Origin of the sequence: Pseudoclavibacter sp. JAI123 (assembly GCF_013409665.1) — a bacterium.
Taxonomy (GTDB): domain Bacteria; phylum Actinomycetota; class Actinomycetes; order Actinomycetales; family Microbacteriaceae; genus Pseudoclavibacter.
Map to the genome: position 1 here is coordinate 2,531,218 of NZ_JACCCM010000001.1, position 17,306 is coordinate 2,548,523.

At 70.3% G+C, this 17,306-nt stretch carries 16 protein-coding genes; 6 read left to right on the forward strand and 10 right to left on the reverse strand.

Features of this window, described 5'->3' with window-relative positions:
• Positions 1-93: 93 nt before the first annotated feature.
• Positions 94-1,602 (forward strand): PucR family transcriptional regulator, encoded by a 1,509-nt coding sequence (locus HDC34_RS11870; RefSeq protein ID WP_179556985.1) that lies wholly within the window; start codon positions 94-96, stop codon positions 1,600-1,602.
• On the opposite strand, the gene HDC34_RS11875 is transcribed toward HDC34_RS11870, so the two are convergent.
• On the reverse strand, positions 1,603-2,187 hold the full coding sequence (locus tag HDC34_RS11875; protein WP_179556986.1) for a hypothetical protein: 585 nt from the start codon (positions 2,185-2,187) through the stop codon (positions 1,603-1,605).
• Between the two features lie 228 nt (positions 2,188-2,415).
• On the opposite strand from HDC34_RS11875, the gene HDC34_RS18225 reads away from it, so the two are divergent.
• The 4 genes from HDC34_RS18225 (at position 2,416) to HDC34_RS11895 (ending at position 6,396) form a co-directional block, all read left to right on the forward strand.
• A complete protein-coding gene (locus HDC34_RS18225) occupies positions 2,416-4,158 on the forward strand; it encodes an ATP-binding protein (RefSeq protein WP_179556987.1) in 1,743 nt (580 codons plus the stop codon).
• The gene (locus tag HDC34_RS11885) at positions 4,146-4,826 is read left to right on the forward strand and encodes a response regulator transcription factor (RefSeq protein WP_179556988.1); all 681 of its coding nucleotides are present in this window, start codon (positions 4,146-4,148) and stop codon (positions 4,824-4,826) included. The genes HDC34_RS18225 and HDC34_RS11885 overlap by 13 nt, the downstream gene beginning before the upstream one ends.
• Before the next feature lie 74 nt (positions 4,827-4,900).
• Positions 4,901-5,461 (forward strand): RNA polymerase sigma factor, encoded by a 561-nt coding sequence (locus tag HDC34_RS11890; RefSeq protein WP_179556989.1) that lies wholly within the window; start codon positions 4,901-4,903, stop codon positions 5,459-5,461.
• Positions 5,458-6,396, forward strand: a complete 939-nt coding sequence (locus HDC34_RS11895) for a hypothetical protein (RefSeq protein WP_179556990.1) — start codon at positions 5,458-5,460, stop codon at positions 6,394-6,396. Before HDC34_RS11890 ends, HDC34_RS11895 begins: the two co-directional genes overlap by 4 nt.
• Positions 6,397-6,533: 137 nt before the next feature.
• Here the strand turns inward: HDC34_RS11895 and HDC34_RS11900 are convergent, their stop codons facing one another.
• The 3 genes from HDC34_RS11900 to HDC34_RS11910 are packed head-to-tail and all read right to left on the reverse strand — an operon-like array spanning position 6,534 to position 10,655.
• Positions 6,534-7,760, reverse strand: a complete 1,227-nt coding sequence (locus tag HDC34_RS11900) for a serine hydrolase (RefSeq protein ID WP_179556991.1) — start codon at positions 7,758-7,760, stop codon at positions 6,534-6,536.
• 43 nt (positions 7,761-7,803) lie between these two features.
• Positions 7,804-9,462 (reverse strand): D-alanyl-D-alanine carboxypeptidase/D-alanyl-D-alanine-endopeptidase, encoded by a 1,659-nt coding sequence (gene dacB, locus HDC34_RS11905; protein WP_218854966.1) that lies wholly within the window; start codon positions 9,460-9,462, stop codon positions 7,804-7,806.
• The gene (locus HDC34_RS11910; RefSeq protein WP_179556992.1) at positions 9,459-10,655 is read right to left on the reverse strand and encodes a serine hydrolase; all 1,197 of its coding nucleotides are present in this window, start codon (positions 10,653-10,655) and stop codon (positions 9,459-9,461) included. Before HDC34_RS11910 ends, dacB begins: the two co-directional genes overlap by 4 nt.
• A gap of 167 nt (positions 10,656-10,822) precedes the next feature.
• Between HDC34_RS11910 and HDC34_RS11915 the strand changes: the two genes are divergently transcribed.
• Entirely contained in the window at positions 10,823-11,344 is a 522-nt protein-coding gene (locus HDC34_RS11915) for a hypothetical protein (protein WP_179556993.1), read from the forward strand.
• Positions 11,345-11,455: 111 nt separating this feature from the next.
• Here the strand turns inward: HDC34_RS11915 and HDC34_RS11920 are convergent, their stop codons facing one another.
• The 6 genes from HDC34_RS11920 to HDC34_RS11945 all read right to left on the reverse strand — a co-directional run bounded on the left by HDC34_RS11920 (position 11,456) and on the right by HDC34_RS11945 (position 17,298).
• Positions 11,456-11,683 carry a hypothetical protein gene (locus HDC34_RS11920; protein ID WP_179556994.1) on the reverse strand — a complete coding sequence of 76 codons (228 nt, stop codon included), beginning with the start codon at positions 11,681-11,683 and terminating at the stop codon, positions 11,456-11,458.
• 76 nt (positions 11,684-11,759) lie between these two features.
• Positions 11,760-11,981: a hypothetical protein gene (locus HDC34_RS11925; protein ID WP_179556995.1), complete on the reverse strand. Its 222-nt coding sequence runs from the start codon at positions 11,979-11,981 to the stop codon at positions 11,760-11,762.
• A 211-nt stretch (positions 11,982-12,192) separates the two neighbouring features.
• Positions 12,193-13,215 carry an MBL fold metallo-hydrolase gene (locus HDC34_RS11930; RefSeq protein WP_179556996.1) on the reverse strand — a complete coding sequence of 341 codons (1,023 nt, stop codon included), beginning with the start codon at positions 13,213-13,215 and terminating at the stop codon, positions 12,193-12,195.
• 246 nt (positions 13,216-13,461) lie between these two features.
• Positions 13,462-14,409, reverse strand: a complete 948-nt coding sequence (gene speB / locus HDC34_RS11935) for an agmatinase (RefSeq protein ID WP_104312534.1) — start codon at positions 14,407-14,409, stop codon at positions 13,462-13,464.
• A gap of 658 nt (positions 14,410-15,067) precedes the next feature.
• Complete coding sequence (locus tag HDC34_RS11940) at positions 15,068-16,327, reverse strand: M20 family metallo-hydrolase (RefSeq protein ID WP_179556997.1); 1,260 nt, start codon at positions 16,325-16,327, stop codon at positions 15,068-15,070.
• Positions 16,324-17,298: an NAD(P)-dependent oxidoreductase gene (locus tag HDC34_RS11945; RefSeq protein WP_179556998.1), complete on the reverse strand. Its 975-nt coding sequence runs from the start codon at positions 17,296-17,298 to the stop codon at positions 16,324-16,326. The genes HDC34_RS11940 and HDC34_RS11945 overlap by 4 nt, the downstream gene beginning before the upstream one ends.
• Positions 17,299-17,306 lie beyond the last annotated feature (8 nt).

Sequence of the window (17,306 nt, forward strand, 5' to 3'; positions counted from 1 at the left end):
AGCGTGGCCATCGTATGGTCGCACCGCGCAGCGCAGACACGGGCGATATGCTCGGTTCGTCGCGAAGATGCGACAGAATGCACGGGAGCTCGCATGCCATCACCCTCGTCACCGCACGGCCAGATCACCATCGCCCAGCTGCTCGCACGCCCCGAGCTGCACCTCGAGGCGGTCGTCGACGGATCCCTCGACACGAGCATCCGCTGGGTCGCCTCGAGCGACCTCCCCGACCCGACCCCGTACCTTCTCGGCGGAGAGTTCCTGCTGACCGCCGGTGTGGGCCTGCGCGGCCTCGACGAAGCCGGCCTGGCCCGCTACATCGAGCGGGCCGTCCGGGTCGGCGTCGTGGCGATCGGCTTCGGCATCGACCCCGTCTTCACCGAAGTTCCCCCCGCGCTCGTCGACGCGTGCCGGGCGCACGCCCTCACCCTCATCCGCATCCCGAGCGACACCCCGTTCGTCGCCGTCACCCGCACCTTCGCCGAGATGACCGAGCTGCGGCGAGTGGATGCGCTGCGCACGCTCGCCGACGCGACCCGCAGGCTCCTGCGCGCCGCATCCGCCGACCAGCCGGAGACCGCCGTCGCGGCGGCGCTCGCCGAACGCCTCCACTCGTGGGCCGCCGTCGTCGGCCAGGGCGGAACCGTGCGCGCCCGGGCGGGACAGGTGCCGCCGGCGCCCGTGCTGGGCGCCCTCGCGGAGGCCGCCGACCCGACCAAGAGCGGCCACGCCATCTACCCGCTGCGCAGCCTTGGCGGCGCGTCCCTCGGCACCCTGCTCGTCGAGGCCGCTCCCCCGGCCGGCTCGACAGCCCACGCGTTCCTCACGACGGCCCACGGCATGCTCGAGCTCATCGCCCGACAGCGCACCTCCGGCAGCGTCGCGCCCGGGCAGCTGCTCGTGCCGCTGCTCCTCGAAGAGGGTGACGTCTTCGCGCGCTCGAACGTCGGCCAGGACGGCGAGCTCTGGCGCGAGCTGCTCGCGCAGGCCGCAGGCGGTGATGCGCGCGCCCGGACGCTTCGGGTCGTCGTCGCCTGCGCACCATCCGCCGCGAAAGGCACCAGCGAGCTGCACCGCTGGCGGAGCCTCTTCGACACGAAGCTCGTCACCATCTCCGCCGAGCACGCCACCGTGACGCTCATCACGCGCCTCGACGTCACCGAACGACGACTCTCATCCCTCGTCGACGAAGGCTGGAGCTTCGTCGTCGGGCGGCCCGTCGCACCCGAGCAGCTGCGCGCATCCGCTGCCGAAGTCCGCGCCCTCGAGCGTCGCGCGCGCGAAGACGGTGGAGTGGTGCGCGTCGGCGCCGACCTCGCCCCCGTGCACTCGTTCATCGGCACAGCCTCAGGCCGGGCGCTCGCCGACCGGCGCCTCGAACCGCTGCTCGCCCTCGACGCCGAGGCGCGGGATGCGAAGCTCGCGCTGCTCCGAGCCTGGCTGCACGCCAACGGGCACTGGGACGCGACCGGTCGAGAACTCGGGATCCACCGCAACAGCGTGCGCCGCGGCATCGACCAGCTGCGGGGGCTGCTCGGTCTCGACCTCGACGACGCGCGCGTGCGCGCCGAACTCGTGATCGCCCTCGACTACGTCGAATAGCTACCCGGCGAGCAACTCGGTCAAGGCCCAGAGCAGCACCAGCGCTGCGACGACGATCGCGAACGCCGGCGCTCCCGCCACGAGAACCTCGCCGACGCTCGCCCCGCCCCGGTACCGGCGCCGCACGCGCATCGGCGAGAGCGGTTCGCTGATGCGCGTGACGCGGCACCCCGCCGCCAAGAGCGCGTCCACGACCCGGAGGCCATGCGGCGTGAACGCCGCGATCGTGTCGTCACCGCGCCGCAGGACAACTCGCGCGGCAGTCCCCGGGCCCGTCCTCGTCGGGAGCAGCAGGCGCTCGACGACGACGACCTCGTCGATGACGTCGACAGGGATGACCCGCTCCCTTCGCCGCACGGACCTGATCACGAGACCGGCCCCCTCGACCCTCGCCTCGACGAACCGACCGAAGAGCACCGCGCCCACGCTGAGCGCCACGGCCCCGAGCAGCGCCAGCACCGCGCCACCCGTCGAACCCTTCGCCCACGGCCCCGCGACAGCCTCGACGAGCGCGAACCACGCGAGGCCGGCGATAAACGCGACGGCCGCCACCACCAGAAACCACCGCCCAGCCCGTACCGACACGCGTCTCCTCCGCCCAACCCGCCGCGAGTGCCCAGCACCGGTCCACTCCGTCACCCGCGCCCACGGCGAGCAGCCGCCCGCACGAGCAAACCACCAGGGTAGCCCGCGCGACACCGCAGGGATAAGCTTCGTCCACGCTCCCCCAGCGCGCAGCACCGCATCTCCGCGAGACGAGCGCTCGCGGGACGCACCGTTGCATTTCGTGGCCTGAGCCGAGGTGAGCTCGACGTGACCCGATCCACCGATGCCCGAGCAGCACGAGTCCCCCTCCGTGCGACGCGAGGCGATGCGCTGCGCCCAGCCTTGCTGCTCATCGCCGTGCTCGCGATCGCCCTCGGCGGCATGCAGGTCGCCGTCGGCGTGGATGCACCCGCCCCGTTCTGGGTGCCGGTCGCGTTCACCGCCGTCTTCTTCGTCTGGACCGCCGCCGGCGTCATCGCGTGGTGGCAACGGCCGCTGAGCATGGTCGGCGGTCTGCTGCTCGTCGGCGCGATCGCGATGTTCCTTGGCGGGGTCGGCAATCTCGGCCTGCCCGTGCTCGTCGAGCTGAGCACCGTCTTCGCCACCCTCATCCTCTCAGTGACCGTGCACCTGCTGCTCGCGTTTCCTTCCGGACGGCTCCAGGGGCGGCTCTCCATCGCCACGGTGTCCGTCGGCTACGGGGTGACGCTCCTGCTGCAGATCCCGCTCTACGCGCTGCCGCCCGACTCCACCTCGCACGTCATCGCCGTCTGGGTGCAGGCGGCCGTCGGACTCAGCGTCATGGGCGTCACCGCCGCGCTGCTCATCCGCCGCCTCCGCTCCGCCGACCCGAAGAACCTGCGGGTGCTGCTCCCCCTGTACCTGTACGGGATCCTGGCGGTGCTGAGCATTCCCATCTCCGCCAACGTGTTGCGTGTCCTCGGGGCTCCGGGCGAGGTGATCGGCTCCATCCAACTGGTCGTCATCGCGGGCATCCCCGTCGCGTTCCTCCTCGGTGTGCTCATCGGCGGTTACGCGCAGACAGTGGAGGCGGAGGCGCTCAGCGCCTGGTTCAGCCTCGCCGGCTCCGCGCGCACGGTCGTCGGCCCGGCGCTCGCCCGTTCCCTCGGTGACGACTCGCTGCGTGTCGCGTACTGGGCGGACGAGCGGGAGGCGTTCGTCGACGAGGACGGGCTCGACGTGGATGTGCGCGCCCAGTCCGAGCCGCGCCGCTGGCAGGAGGTGCACGTCGAGTCCCGACTGGTCGGTGCCATCAGCTACGACGGGCGGATGATCGCCGACCCGGAGAGCGTGCGCCGGGCCGGTCGCGTGCTCGCCATCGCACTCGACCGCGAACGACTCACCGCGGCGCTCCTCGCCAGCAACGAAGCGCTGCAGCAGTCGAGGCTCCGCATCGTCGAGACCGCCGACCGCGAGCGCGGCCGCATCGCCCGTGACCTGCACGACGGGCTCCAGGTGCAGCTCGTGCTGCTCGCCCTCGAAGCGCAGCAGATCGCGAACTCCGCCGACGCGCATCCGTCGACCGTGACCGAGGCGACCGCCTTGCGGCACCGCATCGACGTCGCCGCCGCCGACCTGCGCAGCCTCGTGCACGCCGTACTGCCGTCGGCGCTCGTGGAACGCGGCCTGACCGCGGCCGCGGAAGACCTCGTCGACCGGCTGGAGATCCCCGCCAGGCTCGTGAGCGACGCCGACGACGCCGCTCTGCCCTCCGCCACCTCGCAGTCGGCGTACCTTATCGTCGCCGAGGCCCTCACCAACGCCGTCAAGCATTCGGAGGCGCGCTCAGTGGAGGTGCGCATCACGCAGACGGGAAGCCTGCTGAGCGTCTCGGTGCGCGACGACGGACGCGGCGGCGCTCGCCTCGAGGGCGGCTCCGGGCTGAAGGGGCTCGTCGACCGCATCGACACCCTCGGCGGGTCCTTCGCCTTGATCTCCCCCGTCGGGTCGGGAACGGAAGTACGAGTGGAGCTGCCATGCGAGTCGTGATCGGAGAGGATGGGGTGCTGCTGCGGGAGGGGCTCGGGCATGTCCTCACCAACGACGGCTTGGAGGTGGTCGCCTCGGTCGGGACGGCGGTCGAGCTGGAGGTCGAGGTCGAGCGGCACGTCCCCGACCTGGTGATCACCGACATCCGGATGCCGCCGAGCTACACCGACGAGGGTCTCGTCGCGGCGCTCCGCATCCGCCAAGCCCACCCCGAGGTGGCGGTCGTCGTGCTCTCGCAGCACGTGCAGCGGCGATACGCGAGCGAGCTCATCGGGCAGCGCGACGGGGGCGTCGGCTACCTCCTCAAGCAGCGCATCGCGGATGTGCGCGCGTTCACCGCGGACCTGCGCCACGTGCAGGCCGGCGGCACGGTGCTCGACCCCGACGTGGTCGCGGTGCTGCTTGCGCGAGCGAGCAAGCTCAGCGGGCCCGTCGGCGACCTCACACCCCGGCAGCTCGAGGTGCTCGGCCTCATGGCCGAAGGGCGCAGCAACAGCCACATCGCCGCGCGCCTCGGGTCGTCCGAGAAAGCGGTGGTGCACCACACCTCGAACATCTACGACACCTTCGGCCTGCCCGTCGCCGCCGACGACCACCGCCGCGTGCTCGCGGTCGTCCGCTACCTGGCGGCGGCGGGCGACCTGGATGGCGGAGCCGGCATCCACTGAACGCACCCGCGTGTCCGTCGACCTCGATCTGCGCGGATTTGTAACAGTCACGCGTTTCTGGGCATGTAGGAGATGTGAGCCCAAACAGACTCGAGAACCACCGCGCGGAGCGCTTCTCCGCGCTGTACGACGACAGCTACGTCGACGTGCTGCGATTCCTCGCCCGCCGCACGTCTCTCCACGCGGCCGAGGACGTCGCTCACGAGGTCTTCCTGACCACGTGGCGCCGCCTCGACGACGTGCCGCCACTGCGCGACGAGGCGCGCGCCTGGCTGTTCGGCACGGCGCGCAACTGCCTGCTGCGCGAGTGGCGCGAGAGGGGCAAGCGGAACGACCTCAGCGTGCGGATCGCGGACGCCGAGCAGACGCTGCCGTTCAGCGACGAGGCGCGGGCAGCTGACACCCGCCTCGACCTCGCCACCGCGTGGAGCCGACTCGACCCGAGCCACCAGGAGGTCCTCTCGCTCGCGATCTGGGAGCAGCTCCCCTCCTCCCTCGCCGGGACGGTGCTCGGCATCAGCGCCCAGAGCTACCGCGTCCGCCTGCACCGCGCCAGAGCCGCGCTGCGTCAGCACCTCGAAGAGCCGACACCACCACCGCATTCCCCCTCGACCGTCACGGAGCACCAGGCATGAACGTCGACGACGAAACCCTGAAGCAGCTGCGCAAGCTCGACGCTGCACCGTTCACGACCCTGACCGAGAACCAGCGGGCACGAGCCGCGACGGGCAAGGCGAACATCCTCGCCACCCCTCTCGAGAGTGAAGCGCAGCCGGTCCCCTCCGCCCGTTCTCGCAGAGGCCGCGCACGCACTCGCTCGCGCCTCGCGTGGAGCGTCGGCCTCGTCGCGGTGACGGGCGCAGCCGTGGCAGCACTCGTGTTCGCCGCGACCACCTATCTCGGCGCCCCGGGCCCCGTCGTCGGCACCACGCCGGACGCGACGAGTGAGCCGTCACCGTCGACGCCCGCGCCCGCAGAACAGCCGCAGCTGACCGAAGCCGAGGCTGTTGCCGGATGCGTCGAGGCGTGGCGACCAGATCCGTCCATCCAGTCACCAGAGCGGTACAACGCCACCTACGTGAACGACAAGGCCATCGCGAACGTCGTGGACGGCGAATGGCAGATCACCCTCGTTCCAACGCGGCAAGTTGAGGCCGAATGGAACCTCTTCTGCAACTCGTTTGGCGAGGTCGTGACGACGTTCACCAACGGCTACGAGGATTGGCCGACGCTCCCGTCACTCCTGGCGACAACCACCGGTGAGACCGTGCTGCTCACACCGGAGCACTCGCCCACGCGCCCGATGTACAACCAGGTGATGGGGACACTCGAGTTGAGTGACACCGGCTGCTGGTACCTCGTCGATGGCCGGAGCCGGGCGCTGCTGCAGTTCCCGTTCGGTTCCGTCCTGAGCGACGACGGCCAGAGCGTCGACGTTCCAGGGCTCGGCACCGTGCGCGCAGGCGTCGCGATCGATGGGACCGGTGAAGTCGGATCGGCCCCGTCTGATACCCCGGAGAGCTGCGGCGGACCGGCGCAGCCGATGGCGTTCTGGCACGTGACCTCGTGACGCGCCGGCCCCAACCTCTTCAAGACGCCGACACGTCCGGTGCCATAGGTCGTTGTCACCCCATTCGACCGCCCCAAGAGGGGTGAAAACGACCCAATCGCGGGGAGCGCGGGGAGCGCGGGGAGCGCGGGCGGACACTAGCCCTCCACGGGCTTGCTGTACAGCTCCCCGATGAGGGCCCTCGCGATCATGGTCGCCGGCCCCTGACCGTTGGCTGCCGGGGCGAGGTTCGCCCACACCACCAGCGTGACGTCGGCCTCCGGGTCGTAGCCCATGAAGGAGTTGAAGCCGGGAAGCTCGCCGGTGTGGCCGTAGAACTGGCCGAAGTGGGCGATGTTGTAGCCGTACGACGGGTCGGCCGGGTTCTTCGTCGTCGGCTGGAAGCTGTCCATCCGCGCCTGCTGCATGTCGGGCTCGAGGATGTCGCCGCTCTTCCCGCCGAGCGCTTCCACCCAGTCGGCGAGGTCGCCCGCGGTCGAGATGCCTGAGCCAGCAGACCAGGCCCACGACGGGTTGTCGAGCGTGCCGTCGTTGGGCGTGAACGTGCCCTCCTCGACCTGCTTCATGAGGTCCGGCGGCAGCTTCGACGAGCCGAGCGTGTTGACGTTCGTCCACCAGAAGTAGCCGTCCGAATGCGGTGACGGGATGCTGCTGTCGCCGATCTCGGGGAACGACGTCTCGTCGAGGCCAAGCGGCGTGAAGATGCGGTCCTGGTAAATCTCGGCGAGGGGCTTCCCGTCGAGGTCCTGGGCGATGAGGCCGAGCAGGATCGTGTTGGTGTTCGAGTAGTGGTAGTCGGTGCCCGGCTCGAAGTCCACGGGCAACGGCAACGCCAACTTGATGAGCTCCTCCGGTTGCCACACCCGGTCGGGTTCCTCATCCAGTGCCGTGTTGAGCGCGAGCGTCTCCGTGTAGTTGGCGAGCCCGCTGCGCATGAGCAGCATCTGCTCGATCGTGATGCTGTCGCCGTTCGGCACGTCTGGGCGGTACTTCGACACCGGATCCTCGAGCGCGATCTTGCCCTCCTGCACGAGCTGCAGGATGACGGTGCCCGTCCACGTCTTCGTGTTGGAGCCGATGCGGATGTGGTCGTCGACCGAGACGGGCGTGCTGCCGCCCGGCTTCGTCACACCGTAGGTCGCCGTGAACTCCCCCTCCGGCGTGCGCAGCAGCATCACGGCGCCCGGCTGCCCGAGCGCCTCCGCGGTCTCCTCGAAGACGGCCGTGACCGCGGCTTCGTCGAACGGCTTGAGCGTGGATGCGGGTGCCGAGGCTGCCGGCGTCTCAGCCGCGCAGGACGCCAGCCCCAGAAGGGCCACCAGTGCTGCGGCGGTCACCGTCGTGCGCTTCGCGATCGTGGACATGTCCTGTCTCCTCATCTGGTTCGTGCGCGTGCATCCTGGTCGGTCAGTAGGCCTGTTGGATGATCGCCGCGACCTGGCCGACGTTGTCGTTCGCCTCGAAGACGCCCGGCATGCCCTCGTAGAAGCCCTGGTTCACGATGATCGTGAAGGCCAGGTTGCGGCCGGACTCGGTCTGCATGACGCCGCCGAGGGTCTTGGTTGCGAGGCGGAGCCGATCGTTGAAGGCGTCGCCGCCCACGAGCGTGCCCGTCTTCGCGTAGACCTTCCCGGCTGCCGGGCTGTCCTTCTGCACGTCGGCGAGCGACCCGTCGACGCCCAGGATGGGCATCGTGTCGCGCCACCGCTCGGCATCCGGCCGCTCGGCCATGAGCGACTGGATCTGCACGGCGTTCTTCGGCGTGATGTAGTTGCCCTCGAGGCCGGAGCCGTCGACGAGCGAGGCGCCAGTCGTATCGAGGCCGGCCTCGGCCCAGATCGCCTGCGCGACGCCCATGCCATCCTCGTCGCAGTCGTTCTTGCCTGCGTCGACCGCGAGGCGGCAGATGAGGGTCTGGGCGCCGCGGTTGTAGCTGACCTTCATGACGTAGGTGATCTCTTCGGCGAGTGGGAGCGACTCGAGCTCGGCGACCGCGGGCAGCGCCTCGACGGCATCCCACTCGGGAAGCGCCGACGTCGGGTTTTCCGCGAACGGGTCCGCACTGACCGTCACTCCCGCGCGTTCGAGCGCCTCGATGAAGGCCGTACGGGCGAACGTCGACGGGTCGTCGAACTCGAAAACGCGCAGCACGGGGTCAGCATCCGCGGCGATCGTGCCGGACACGACAAGCGTGTTGGGGTCGCTCGCCGATACCTTCGGCGCGGAGACCTTGGACTCCTCGCCCGCAGGCACCGTCTCCACCTGCAGGTCCAGCGTCCACTTGCCGACGGCTGGCGTCAGCGCGGCAGTCGCAGGCTGGCCCGCCTCGCCCGGCGTGACGAGCACGTCGAGGAGGTTCTGGTTGATGACGATCGGGGTGATGGGCTGCTCGGCGAGCGTCCCCTCAAACAGGCGGTCGTCGATGATCACGTCGCCGTTCACCGTCGTGATGCCGGACGCCTTCACCTGCCCGGCCAGCTCGTCGAGGCCCGTGAGCGGGTCCTCCGGGGTGAGCGTCGCGCCCGGCAGCGGGTTGGCGTCGTTGTGATCGAGGTTCGCGAAGCTGACCGTGCCGTCGTCCTTGGTGCGCCCGCCCATCGTCAGGTCTCCCTGCCCGACGAGCACGAGGTCGCCGTCGAGGGTGCCCGCCGAGACCTCACCGGACTGCTTCACTGGCGTCGTGACCGTGTGGTCCGGCCCCCACTTCACCCACGCAGCTCCTGCGCTGTACGTCTTCACGAACGAGCCGGGCTCGGCGAGCTTCCCACCGTCGAGATCGATGAGCGTCTCCCCCGTGTCGAGGTCCTCGACCGAGATCGACCAGCGACCGCTCGCGAACTGCGGCTGGTTCATCACTTCCAGCGCCTCATCCGGGAGCCCGGGAACCGAGACGAGCGTCGTCCCGTCCCACACCGGGACCTCCGCGTCGTTCGCGTCGGCCGCGACGCACCCCGTGAGCAGCAGCATCGCGACGGCCCCCGCCGTCAGAACGCTTGCGCCGCGGCCGAACTTTGGTCGGCGCATCCGCCCGGCGCGCTCGCCTGGGTTCGCTGTGCCGAAGATCATGCGCCCGTTCCGTTCGCGAGAACCTCGGCGAGCGCGCGGAAGCCCTGATCCGCTGGATGCGCATCCGGATTGTTCGAGACGTTCATGTAGACGACGATGCTCGCCCCGGTCGCCGGGTCGTGGAAGGTCGCGGCCGTGAAGCCGAGGCCCTCCCCGTTGTGCCCGAACCAGCCGTTCGTCTCCCCCATGCCGACCGCGTACAGGTCGTAGGGCGGGCTCGGGATCTTGTGCCCGACCTCCCGCAGCTCCTGCGTCTCCGGCTTCAGCAGCGCGCCCGTGCCGAGCGTCTCGGCCCACGCCCTGCCGTCTTCGAGGGTCGAGAACAGCGAACCGGCCGGCCCGAGGATCGAGGAGTTCTCCTCCATCGGCATCGGCTCGCCGTCGATGACGTACCCGGTGGGATGCGGCTGCGCCCAGTCGTCGACGTCCGTGATGTACGTCGTGCCGGTCTGCCCGAGCGGCGTCAGGATGCGCTCCTGGATGGCGTCCGCGTAGGCCGCGCCGGTGACCTTCTCGACGACCGCGCCGAGCAGGTTCGTGTTGGCGTTCGTGTACACGTACTCGGTGCCGGGCTCGAACTGAGCTGGCTGGTCGAGGACGAAGCTGTTGAGCTCCTCGAGCGTGTAGACCTTCGTCGGGTCGGCCAGGAACTTGTCCTGGAAGGCTTCGGTGACGTAGTCCGCGTTGCCGCTCGACATGTTCGCCAGCTGCAGCAGCGTGATTTTGTCGCCGTTCGTGACGCCATCCACGTACTGGTCGATCGTGTCGTCGAGGCTCAGCTCGCCCTCGTCAGCGAGCTGCAGGATCATCGAGACCGTGTACGACTTCGTGATGCTTCGGATGGGCCACGACATGTCGGTTGTCGTCGGTGCGTTTGCCTCCACGTTCGCGAGGCCGGCAGCGGTCGTCCACGAGCCCTGGCCCGGAATCCACACACCGACAGCAGCGCCCGGAACGTCGTACTCGGCCATGACCTCGTCGAGCGCTGCCCGCAGCTCGTCCTGCAGCTCAGCGGGCAGCTCGCCCTCCGGGGCGGCCGACCTGGTCACCTGCGGCGAGGCCGGGTCTGCGGAACTGCCGCCGCCGTCACCGCCGGCACTCGTGCATCCGCTCACCAGCAGGCCGAGGACGGTCGTCAGCGCCGCGAGCGGCAGGATTCGGGAGGTTCGGTGTGGAGCCTGGTGCGTCGGCATGATTCCTCATTCGTCGAGGTTCCCTGAGACGCGTCGGGGGCGTGTGGCGTCTCAGAAAACAGACTCGCGGACGAGTGCGGGGCGCGGAAGGGACCTAGGTCCCTGCTGGTCAGGCGCGGTCGAGAGGCTTCTCGGAGGTGTTCCTCAAATTCAGTAGCATCACGCTCATGAGCGAAGCGCGCGTGAGGGCACGACGAACCAAAGCAGGCCGGGCGCCGGCGGCGAGACGACGCCGCGGGGTCAGCGTCGTGTTCGGCGGCGTGCTCGGCGTCGCGATCACCTTCGGAGGGGCACTGACCGCGTGTGCGCCGACCGCGCAGCCATCAGAACCGGGCGAGACGATCTGGCCAGCGCCGGGGCCCGCGAGCACGACGACCACCGACACGACCATCCTCTACGCGGCTGGCCGCGAACCGACGGCCGTCATGGAGGCGAGAGTCACGGGCACGCTCGCGCTCAGCGAGGGCGGATGCTGGGTCGTGGGCACGGGCGATGAGCAGACCTTCGTGCAGTTCCCCTTCGGCTCGGTGCTCACGCCCGGCGGGCAGAGCATCGACGTGCCGGGCTTCGGAACCGTCGGCGCCGGCGACACCATCGACGGAGGCGGCGGGTACGGGAGCGCACCGGCTGATGCACCCGAGGCCTGCGGCGCCCCCGGTCAGCCGATGGTGTTCTGGCAGACGACCTGAGCGGCCCCGGAGGGCGAGCGGTGGGGCTCAGACGGAGGGGTCGGCTTCACCCGGAGGCGTGGACCTCAACCGGAGCGGGTGGGCTTCAGCCGGAGCGCGAGCGACGAGGCCTCAGCCGGAGGGATTCTCAACCGGGAAGCCGTCGGCATCCGTGCCGGCTTCAGGGTCGACCTCGCTCGGTGGGGTGGGCACGCTCTCGTTTCGGGCCGTGTCCGGGTCGCCGCGGTCCTCGCCCACGGCGCGGACGCTTCTCAGCGCGTCGCGCTCGGCAGCTTCGGCGGCCTCCGCTGCGCTTGGACCCTCGTCGGACGTGTCGGCACCTGCTGGCTCATTGGTCATGGCCCGGACGCTACGCGACGAAGATCTGTGGCCCCGAGGGGTTGCGCGCCAGCGCTGGTGGTGCATCCCTCCGCGATCAGCGGCGGCCGGCGTCCTGGTCGCCGCCCTCACCCGACGAGACCTGTGCGTCGCGTCGCCGGCGGGCCGCCTCACGGTAGACGACCCAGAGGAGCGTCGTCGGCAGGATCAGCAAGATGCGATGGAACAGGTCCCCGGTCTGGAAAGACGCGGCGACGACGAGTACCGACAGCAGCACGAGGCCCGCGAGAATCCAGCGGCGTTCGGTCCTGGTGTTCATATCGACCTCCGGTGTTCGACATTGTGGCTCGCGTTCCGGTAGCGCTCCCGAAAGCGCCCGCGACCCAGCCAACCAGTCGTCGCTCCGCGTTCGCTCCGCACGCTCCCGCGCATCTGCCAGGAACGTTGGTATGGCGACGCGGCGACGCTCCAGCAGTCCGGCGTACCGGCGGTCCGGCGCACCGCCGACGGAAGCCCGGGCAAGGCTGCGCTCACGCCGAGCCGGTTCGCACCGTGTCAGCGTGCATCGCCGTCTGCTGGAGCGCCGAGCGCAGCGAGAAGCCGGCGAGCTTCTCCCAGCCGGCCGACCACGTAAGGCGCGAGGCGATCTCGAAGATCGAGGCTTCCGGCGAGGCGGCGAGGGCGTCCAGCACCTCATCGGTGCGCTGCTGGTGGTGGCGCGCATGCTCGACGCACCGCTGCGCGAGACCCGTGAACCGGTAGCCGTGGCCCGGCATAGCCTCGTCGACGCCGAGGCCGCCGAGGCGCCGCAGCGAGCGCTGGTACTGCAGCACCGGGTTGTTGCCGTCGTCGCCGCCGAGACCAAGACCGGGGTGCAGCACCGGCGAGACGTGGTCGCCGGTGAAGACCAGGCGAGCGTCGACGTCGACGAGCGAGAGGTGGCCCGGCGTGTGTCCCGGCGTGTGGACGGCGCGCATCCGCCGCCCAGGGACGTCGAGCAGCTGAGCATCATCGACGAGCACGTCGGCCTGCAGCGACACGGGCGTCGCCGACCGCCCCACGAGCGTGAGGATCTCGGGGTGGCGTTCAACCGGCACTCCCCACGCGGTGAGCCGCGTGCGTTCGGCGGCGACGTCCGGGCGGTCGGCCGCGAGCCGGTCGAGTGCCGCCTGTTCGGCCCGGTGCAGCACGATCGGCGCCCCCGTCGCACTCCGAAGCCGTTCGGCCAAGCCGAGATGATCGTGGTGCAGGTGCGTGACGATGATCGATCGCACCTGATCGAGCCGGTGTCCGGTGGCCGCGATGGCCGCGGTGAGGACGCCAAGGTTCTCATCGGAGTCCGAGCCTGGATCGACGACGTGCACCCCGCCCGCATCATCGGTGACGACCGACGTGAGCGTGCACGGGATGCGCCCGCCCGGCGTCGGCCCCGGTGGCATGGGAATGCCCACGGTCCAGATTCCGTCCCGGACGAGTTCGAGCGGCGCGACGGCTCCCGCGTTCCAGGCCGCTTCCTGCAGGGCGCTGCTGGCTACGACCCCGGAGCTGCTCATCGCTCGTTCACCAGGTCGGACACGATGCCGCACGCAGTGCTTCCCATGCCTGAAGCCTAGGACGTCGCCGCCTCTGGCTCACCGGGTTCGTCCGGGCGGCTCGGAACGGCAACCCGCCGCGCCCTGCCGCGCCTCGTGTCCAACATCAGTGCGAAATCGGCCGAAACCGCCTCCAGAACGTCGATCGGGCCCGATATTGCACTGATGTTGGACAGCGAACGCGGCGAGCGCGCGCCGGTGGACGCGCTAGCTGCGCACCGCGAACATCGACACGAGTTCGTACACGACGTGGGCCGCGGCGACGCCGGTGAGTTCCGCGTGGTCGTAGGCCGGCGACACCTCGACGACGTCGGCGCCGACAACGTTGAGGTCAGCGAGCCCGCGCAGGATCTCGAGGAGCTCGCGGCTCGTCATGCCGCCTGCCTCCGGCGTTCCTGTGCCCGGCGCATGCGCCGGGTCGAGCACGTCGATGTCGATCGAGATGTAGAGGGGGCGGTCGCCGATGCGCTCGCGCAGCTGCTGCACGACGGCGTCAGCTCCACGGCGGTAGATGTCGGCCGAGCTGACGATGCCGAAGCCGAAGCGCTCGTCGTCCTCGAGGTCCTGCTTCCCGTAGAGCGGTCCGCGCGTGCCGACGTGGCTGAGCGCATCCGTGTCGAGCAGCCCCTCCTCGAACGCGCGACGGAACGGCGTGCCGTGCGTGTAGGCAGCCCCGAAGTAGGTGTCCCACGTGTCGAGGTGCGCGTCGAAGTGCAGCATCGCGACGGGGCCGTGGATGCGCGCCATGTTGCGCAGCAGCGGCAGCGCGATCGTGTGGTCGCCGCCGATGGTGACGATCTTCGCGCCGGTGTCGCTCAACGCCTTAGCTGCCGCCTCCACCGTGCCGAGCGCCTCCTCGATGTCGAACGGGTTGACGGGCACGTCGCCCGCGTCCGCGACCTGCTGGGCGGCGAACGGGGACACATCGAGCGTCGGGTGGTACGGCCGGAGGAGGCGGCTCGACTGGCGCACGTGCGCCGGACCGAAGCGGGCTCCGGGGCGGTACGAGACGCCACTGTCGAAGGGAACGCCGAGGATCGCGACGTCGAGCTGCTCGACCTCGTCGACACGCGGCAGCAACGCGAACGTCGCGGGGCCCGCGAAGCGCGGAACCTGCGCCGAGTCCGTCGGTCCGATGTTGCCGTTCTGCGTCACCCGAGGCGGGTTCGTCCAGAAGAAATCGTTGCTCACTGTGGGGCCTCCTTGCCGCGTGCTTCTCAGTCGAAGCTAGCGAAGGTGGCCCATCGTGATGCGCGCGCTTTGCACCGTCGTCTACGACGGCGGGTGCAAAGCGCACCCGTCCGGGCGATCTCGTCCCGAACGGTGCCGACGGCCGTGACTCTGCGCATCCACCCCTCGCCTGACCAAGCCCAGCCAGGACCATCAGAGACCAGCAATGCCCCGGCTGTGTCGCTCGCGACCGCGATCGCTGCCAGCCGAAGCGCCCTTCAGAACCGCCGTATAGGGGCCATCTGGCTGGCAGCGATCGTCGCAGAGTCAGCCGGAGCGGCCAATTGGCTGGCAGTGATGGGCGATGTGCGAGCGGATGCATCCACCTGGCCGGCGGCGACCAGCGCGCACGGCCCGCTCATGCACGGGTCTCACCCAAACAATCGCGATCACTGCCAGCCGAAGCGCCCTTCAGAACCGCCGTAAAGGGCCATCTGACTGGCAGCGATCGTGGCAGAGCCAGCCGAAGGGGCCAGCTGACTGGCAGCGATCCGGCCCGTCGGCAGCGGATGCGGCCGCACTGGCAACGGATGCGCCTACACCGGCAGCGGATGCGGCTAACCGGCTGGCAGCGATCAAGGGCCTAGGAGAGCTCGCCCCGAACGAGGCGCCGGACGACTTCGGTGAGCACGTCGAGCCCTGCGACGAGGTCGTCGGGCTTCGTGTACTCGCCTTCGTTGTGCGAGATGCCGTCGACGGAGGGCACGAAGAGCATGACCGTGGGCACGAGCTCCTTCATGTTCGTCGAGTCGTGGCCGGCGACGGTCATGATCTCGTCGTTCGAGAGCCCGAGCTCCTCGGCGACCGAGCGCGCCAGCTCCACGCCGGCGGGCTGGTACGGGTTGACGTCCCACGAGTGCGAGAGGGTGCGCTCGATCTCGACGCGGGCCTTGGCCTCGATCTCCGCGAAGCGCGCGTCCAGGAGGGCGTTGGCCTCGGCGAGCAGCTCCTCGTCGTCGCTGCGCAGGTCGAGCAGCAGCGTGACCTCGCTGGCGACGACGACGGGCGAGTTCGGGTACACGTCGAGCTGCCCCACGGCCGTGTGCAGCTTGCCGGGGAAGCGGTCGGTGAGCTCCCGCGCGAAGACGACGAGCAGCGAGGCGCCGTAGAGCGCATCCTGGCGGTCTTCCATGACGGTCGCGCCGGAGTGCGCCTGCTCGCCCTTGACGACGACGCGGTACTTGCTCGCGGCCCAGGTCGCGGTGACGAGGCCGATGGTCGTGCCGGCGTTCTCGAGCAGGCGCCCCTGCTCGATGTGGATCTCGGCGCAGAGCGCGGCGACGGGACCGTTGCCCTCGCCGAGGAATCCGGTCGGGCGCAGCGCCTGCTGGACGCTGATGCCCGCCTTGTCGCGCACGGCGAGCGCATCCTCGAGCGGCAGCACGCCCGTGTACACGGAGGACCCCATCATGGAGGGCACGAAGCGCGATCCCTCTTCGTTGAACCAGTTGACGACGGCGACGTTGTACCTGGCGCCGGCGACCCCGCCGGAGACGGCCTCATCCGCGATCCGGAATGCCGCGTGGGCCGCGGCGAGCACCCCGTAGGCGCCGTCGTACTTGCCTGCCGTCGGCTGCGAGTCCATGTGCGAGCCGATGAGCACGTATGGCGCACCGGGCACGAGCTCGAGCAGCCCGAACTGGTTGCCGATCCGGTCGTACTCGACCGTGAAGCCGTGGCCCTCGAGCAGGCCCTGGAACCAGCGGCGCTGCTCGTTGTCGGCGTCGCTCGCGGCCTGCCGGTCGACGCCCCCGTGCCCGGTGGCCCCGAAGTCACCCATCGTGTCGAAGTCGCGCAGGAAGCGCTCGTGCGCGTCGGAGAGGAGGATGCTGCTGTCTGTCATGAGGGACTCCAGGTGGGGTCGGCGGGTGCGCCGAGCTCGGCGATGATGTTGAGGGCCGGCTGGGCCTCGTAGCCGGCGAGGGCCGCATCCGACCACCAGGCGGTGTGCGGGGTGATGAGGGTGCCGGGGTCGGTGCGCATGGCGTCGCTCGGATGCGGCGGCTCGCCGTCGAGGACGTCGGCCGCGTAGGTACGCAGCGCACCGCTCGCGAGGGCAGCCTGGATGGCGGCCTCGTCGACGAGGCCCGCCCGTGAGACGTTCACGACCACCGCGCCGTGCGGGAGCAGGGCGAGGGCGGCTGCGTCGAGGATGCCACGCGATTCGGCGGTGAGCGGCAGGTGGAGGCTGAGCGAGTCGGATGCCCGCAGCAGGTCTTCGAGCGAGTCGACGAGCTCGACACCCGCCGGCGCCTCCTTGGCGTAGGGGTCGAAGGCGAGCACGCGCCCGAAGCTGGGTCGAGCGATCTCGGCGAGCCTGCCGCCGATGCGACCGAGGCCGACAAGTCCGAGGGTGAGGGAGCTGAGGCGGCGCGGAACCTGGAGGCGGGCCGTGGCCTCGTCGGTCCACTCGCCGCTGCGCACGAGCTGCAGGCTGCGGAGCAGCGAGCGCTCGGCGGCGAGCAGCAGGGTCAGCGCGTGCGCCGCGACCTCCTCGGTCGCGACCCCGGCGAGGGTCACGACCTTCACGCCTCGGGCGGCAGCCGCATCCGCATCGATCATGTCGGTGCCGACGGAGCTCGTCGCGAGCAGGTGCAGCGACGGGAGCTGCGCGAGCACATCCGCCGTGATGCGCGCGTAGCCGACGATGGCCGCGACCGCGTCGAGGTGCTCGCGCGGCACGACCGCGTCGAGTCCGGGCGAGGTCGGCAGCTCGAGGTGGGCGGTTGCGTACCCCGCCTCTCGCAGGAGCCTGGCTGCAGGCTCCTGCGAGAGGTCGGTGGTGTCGGTGAAGATGACGAGGGGACGTGTCATGTCAGCTC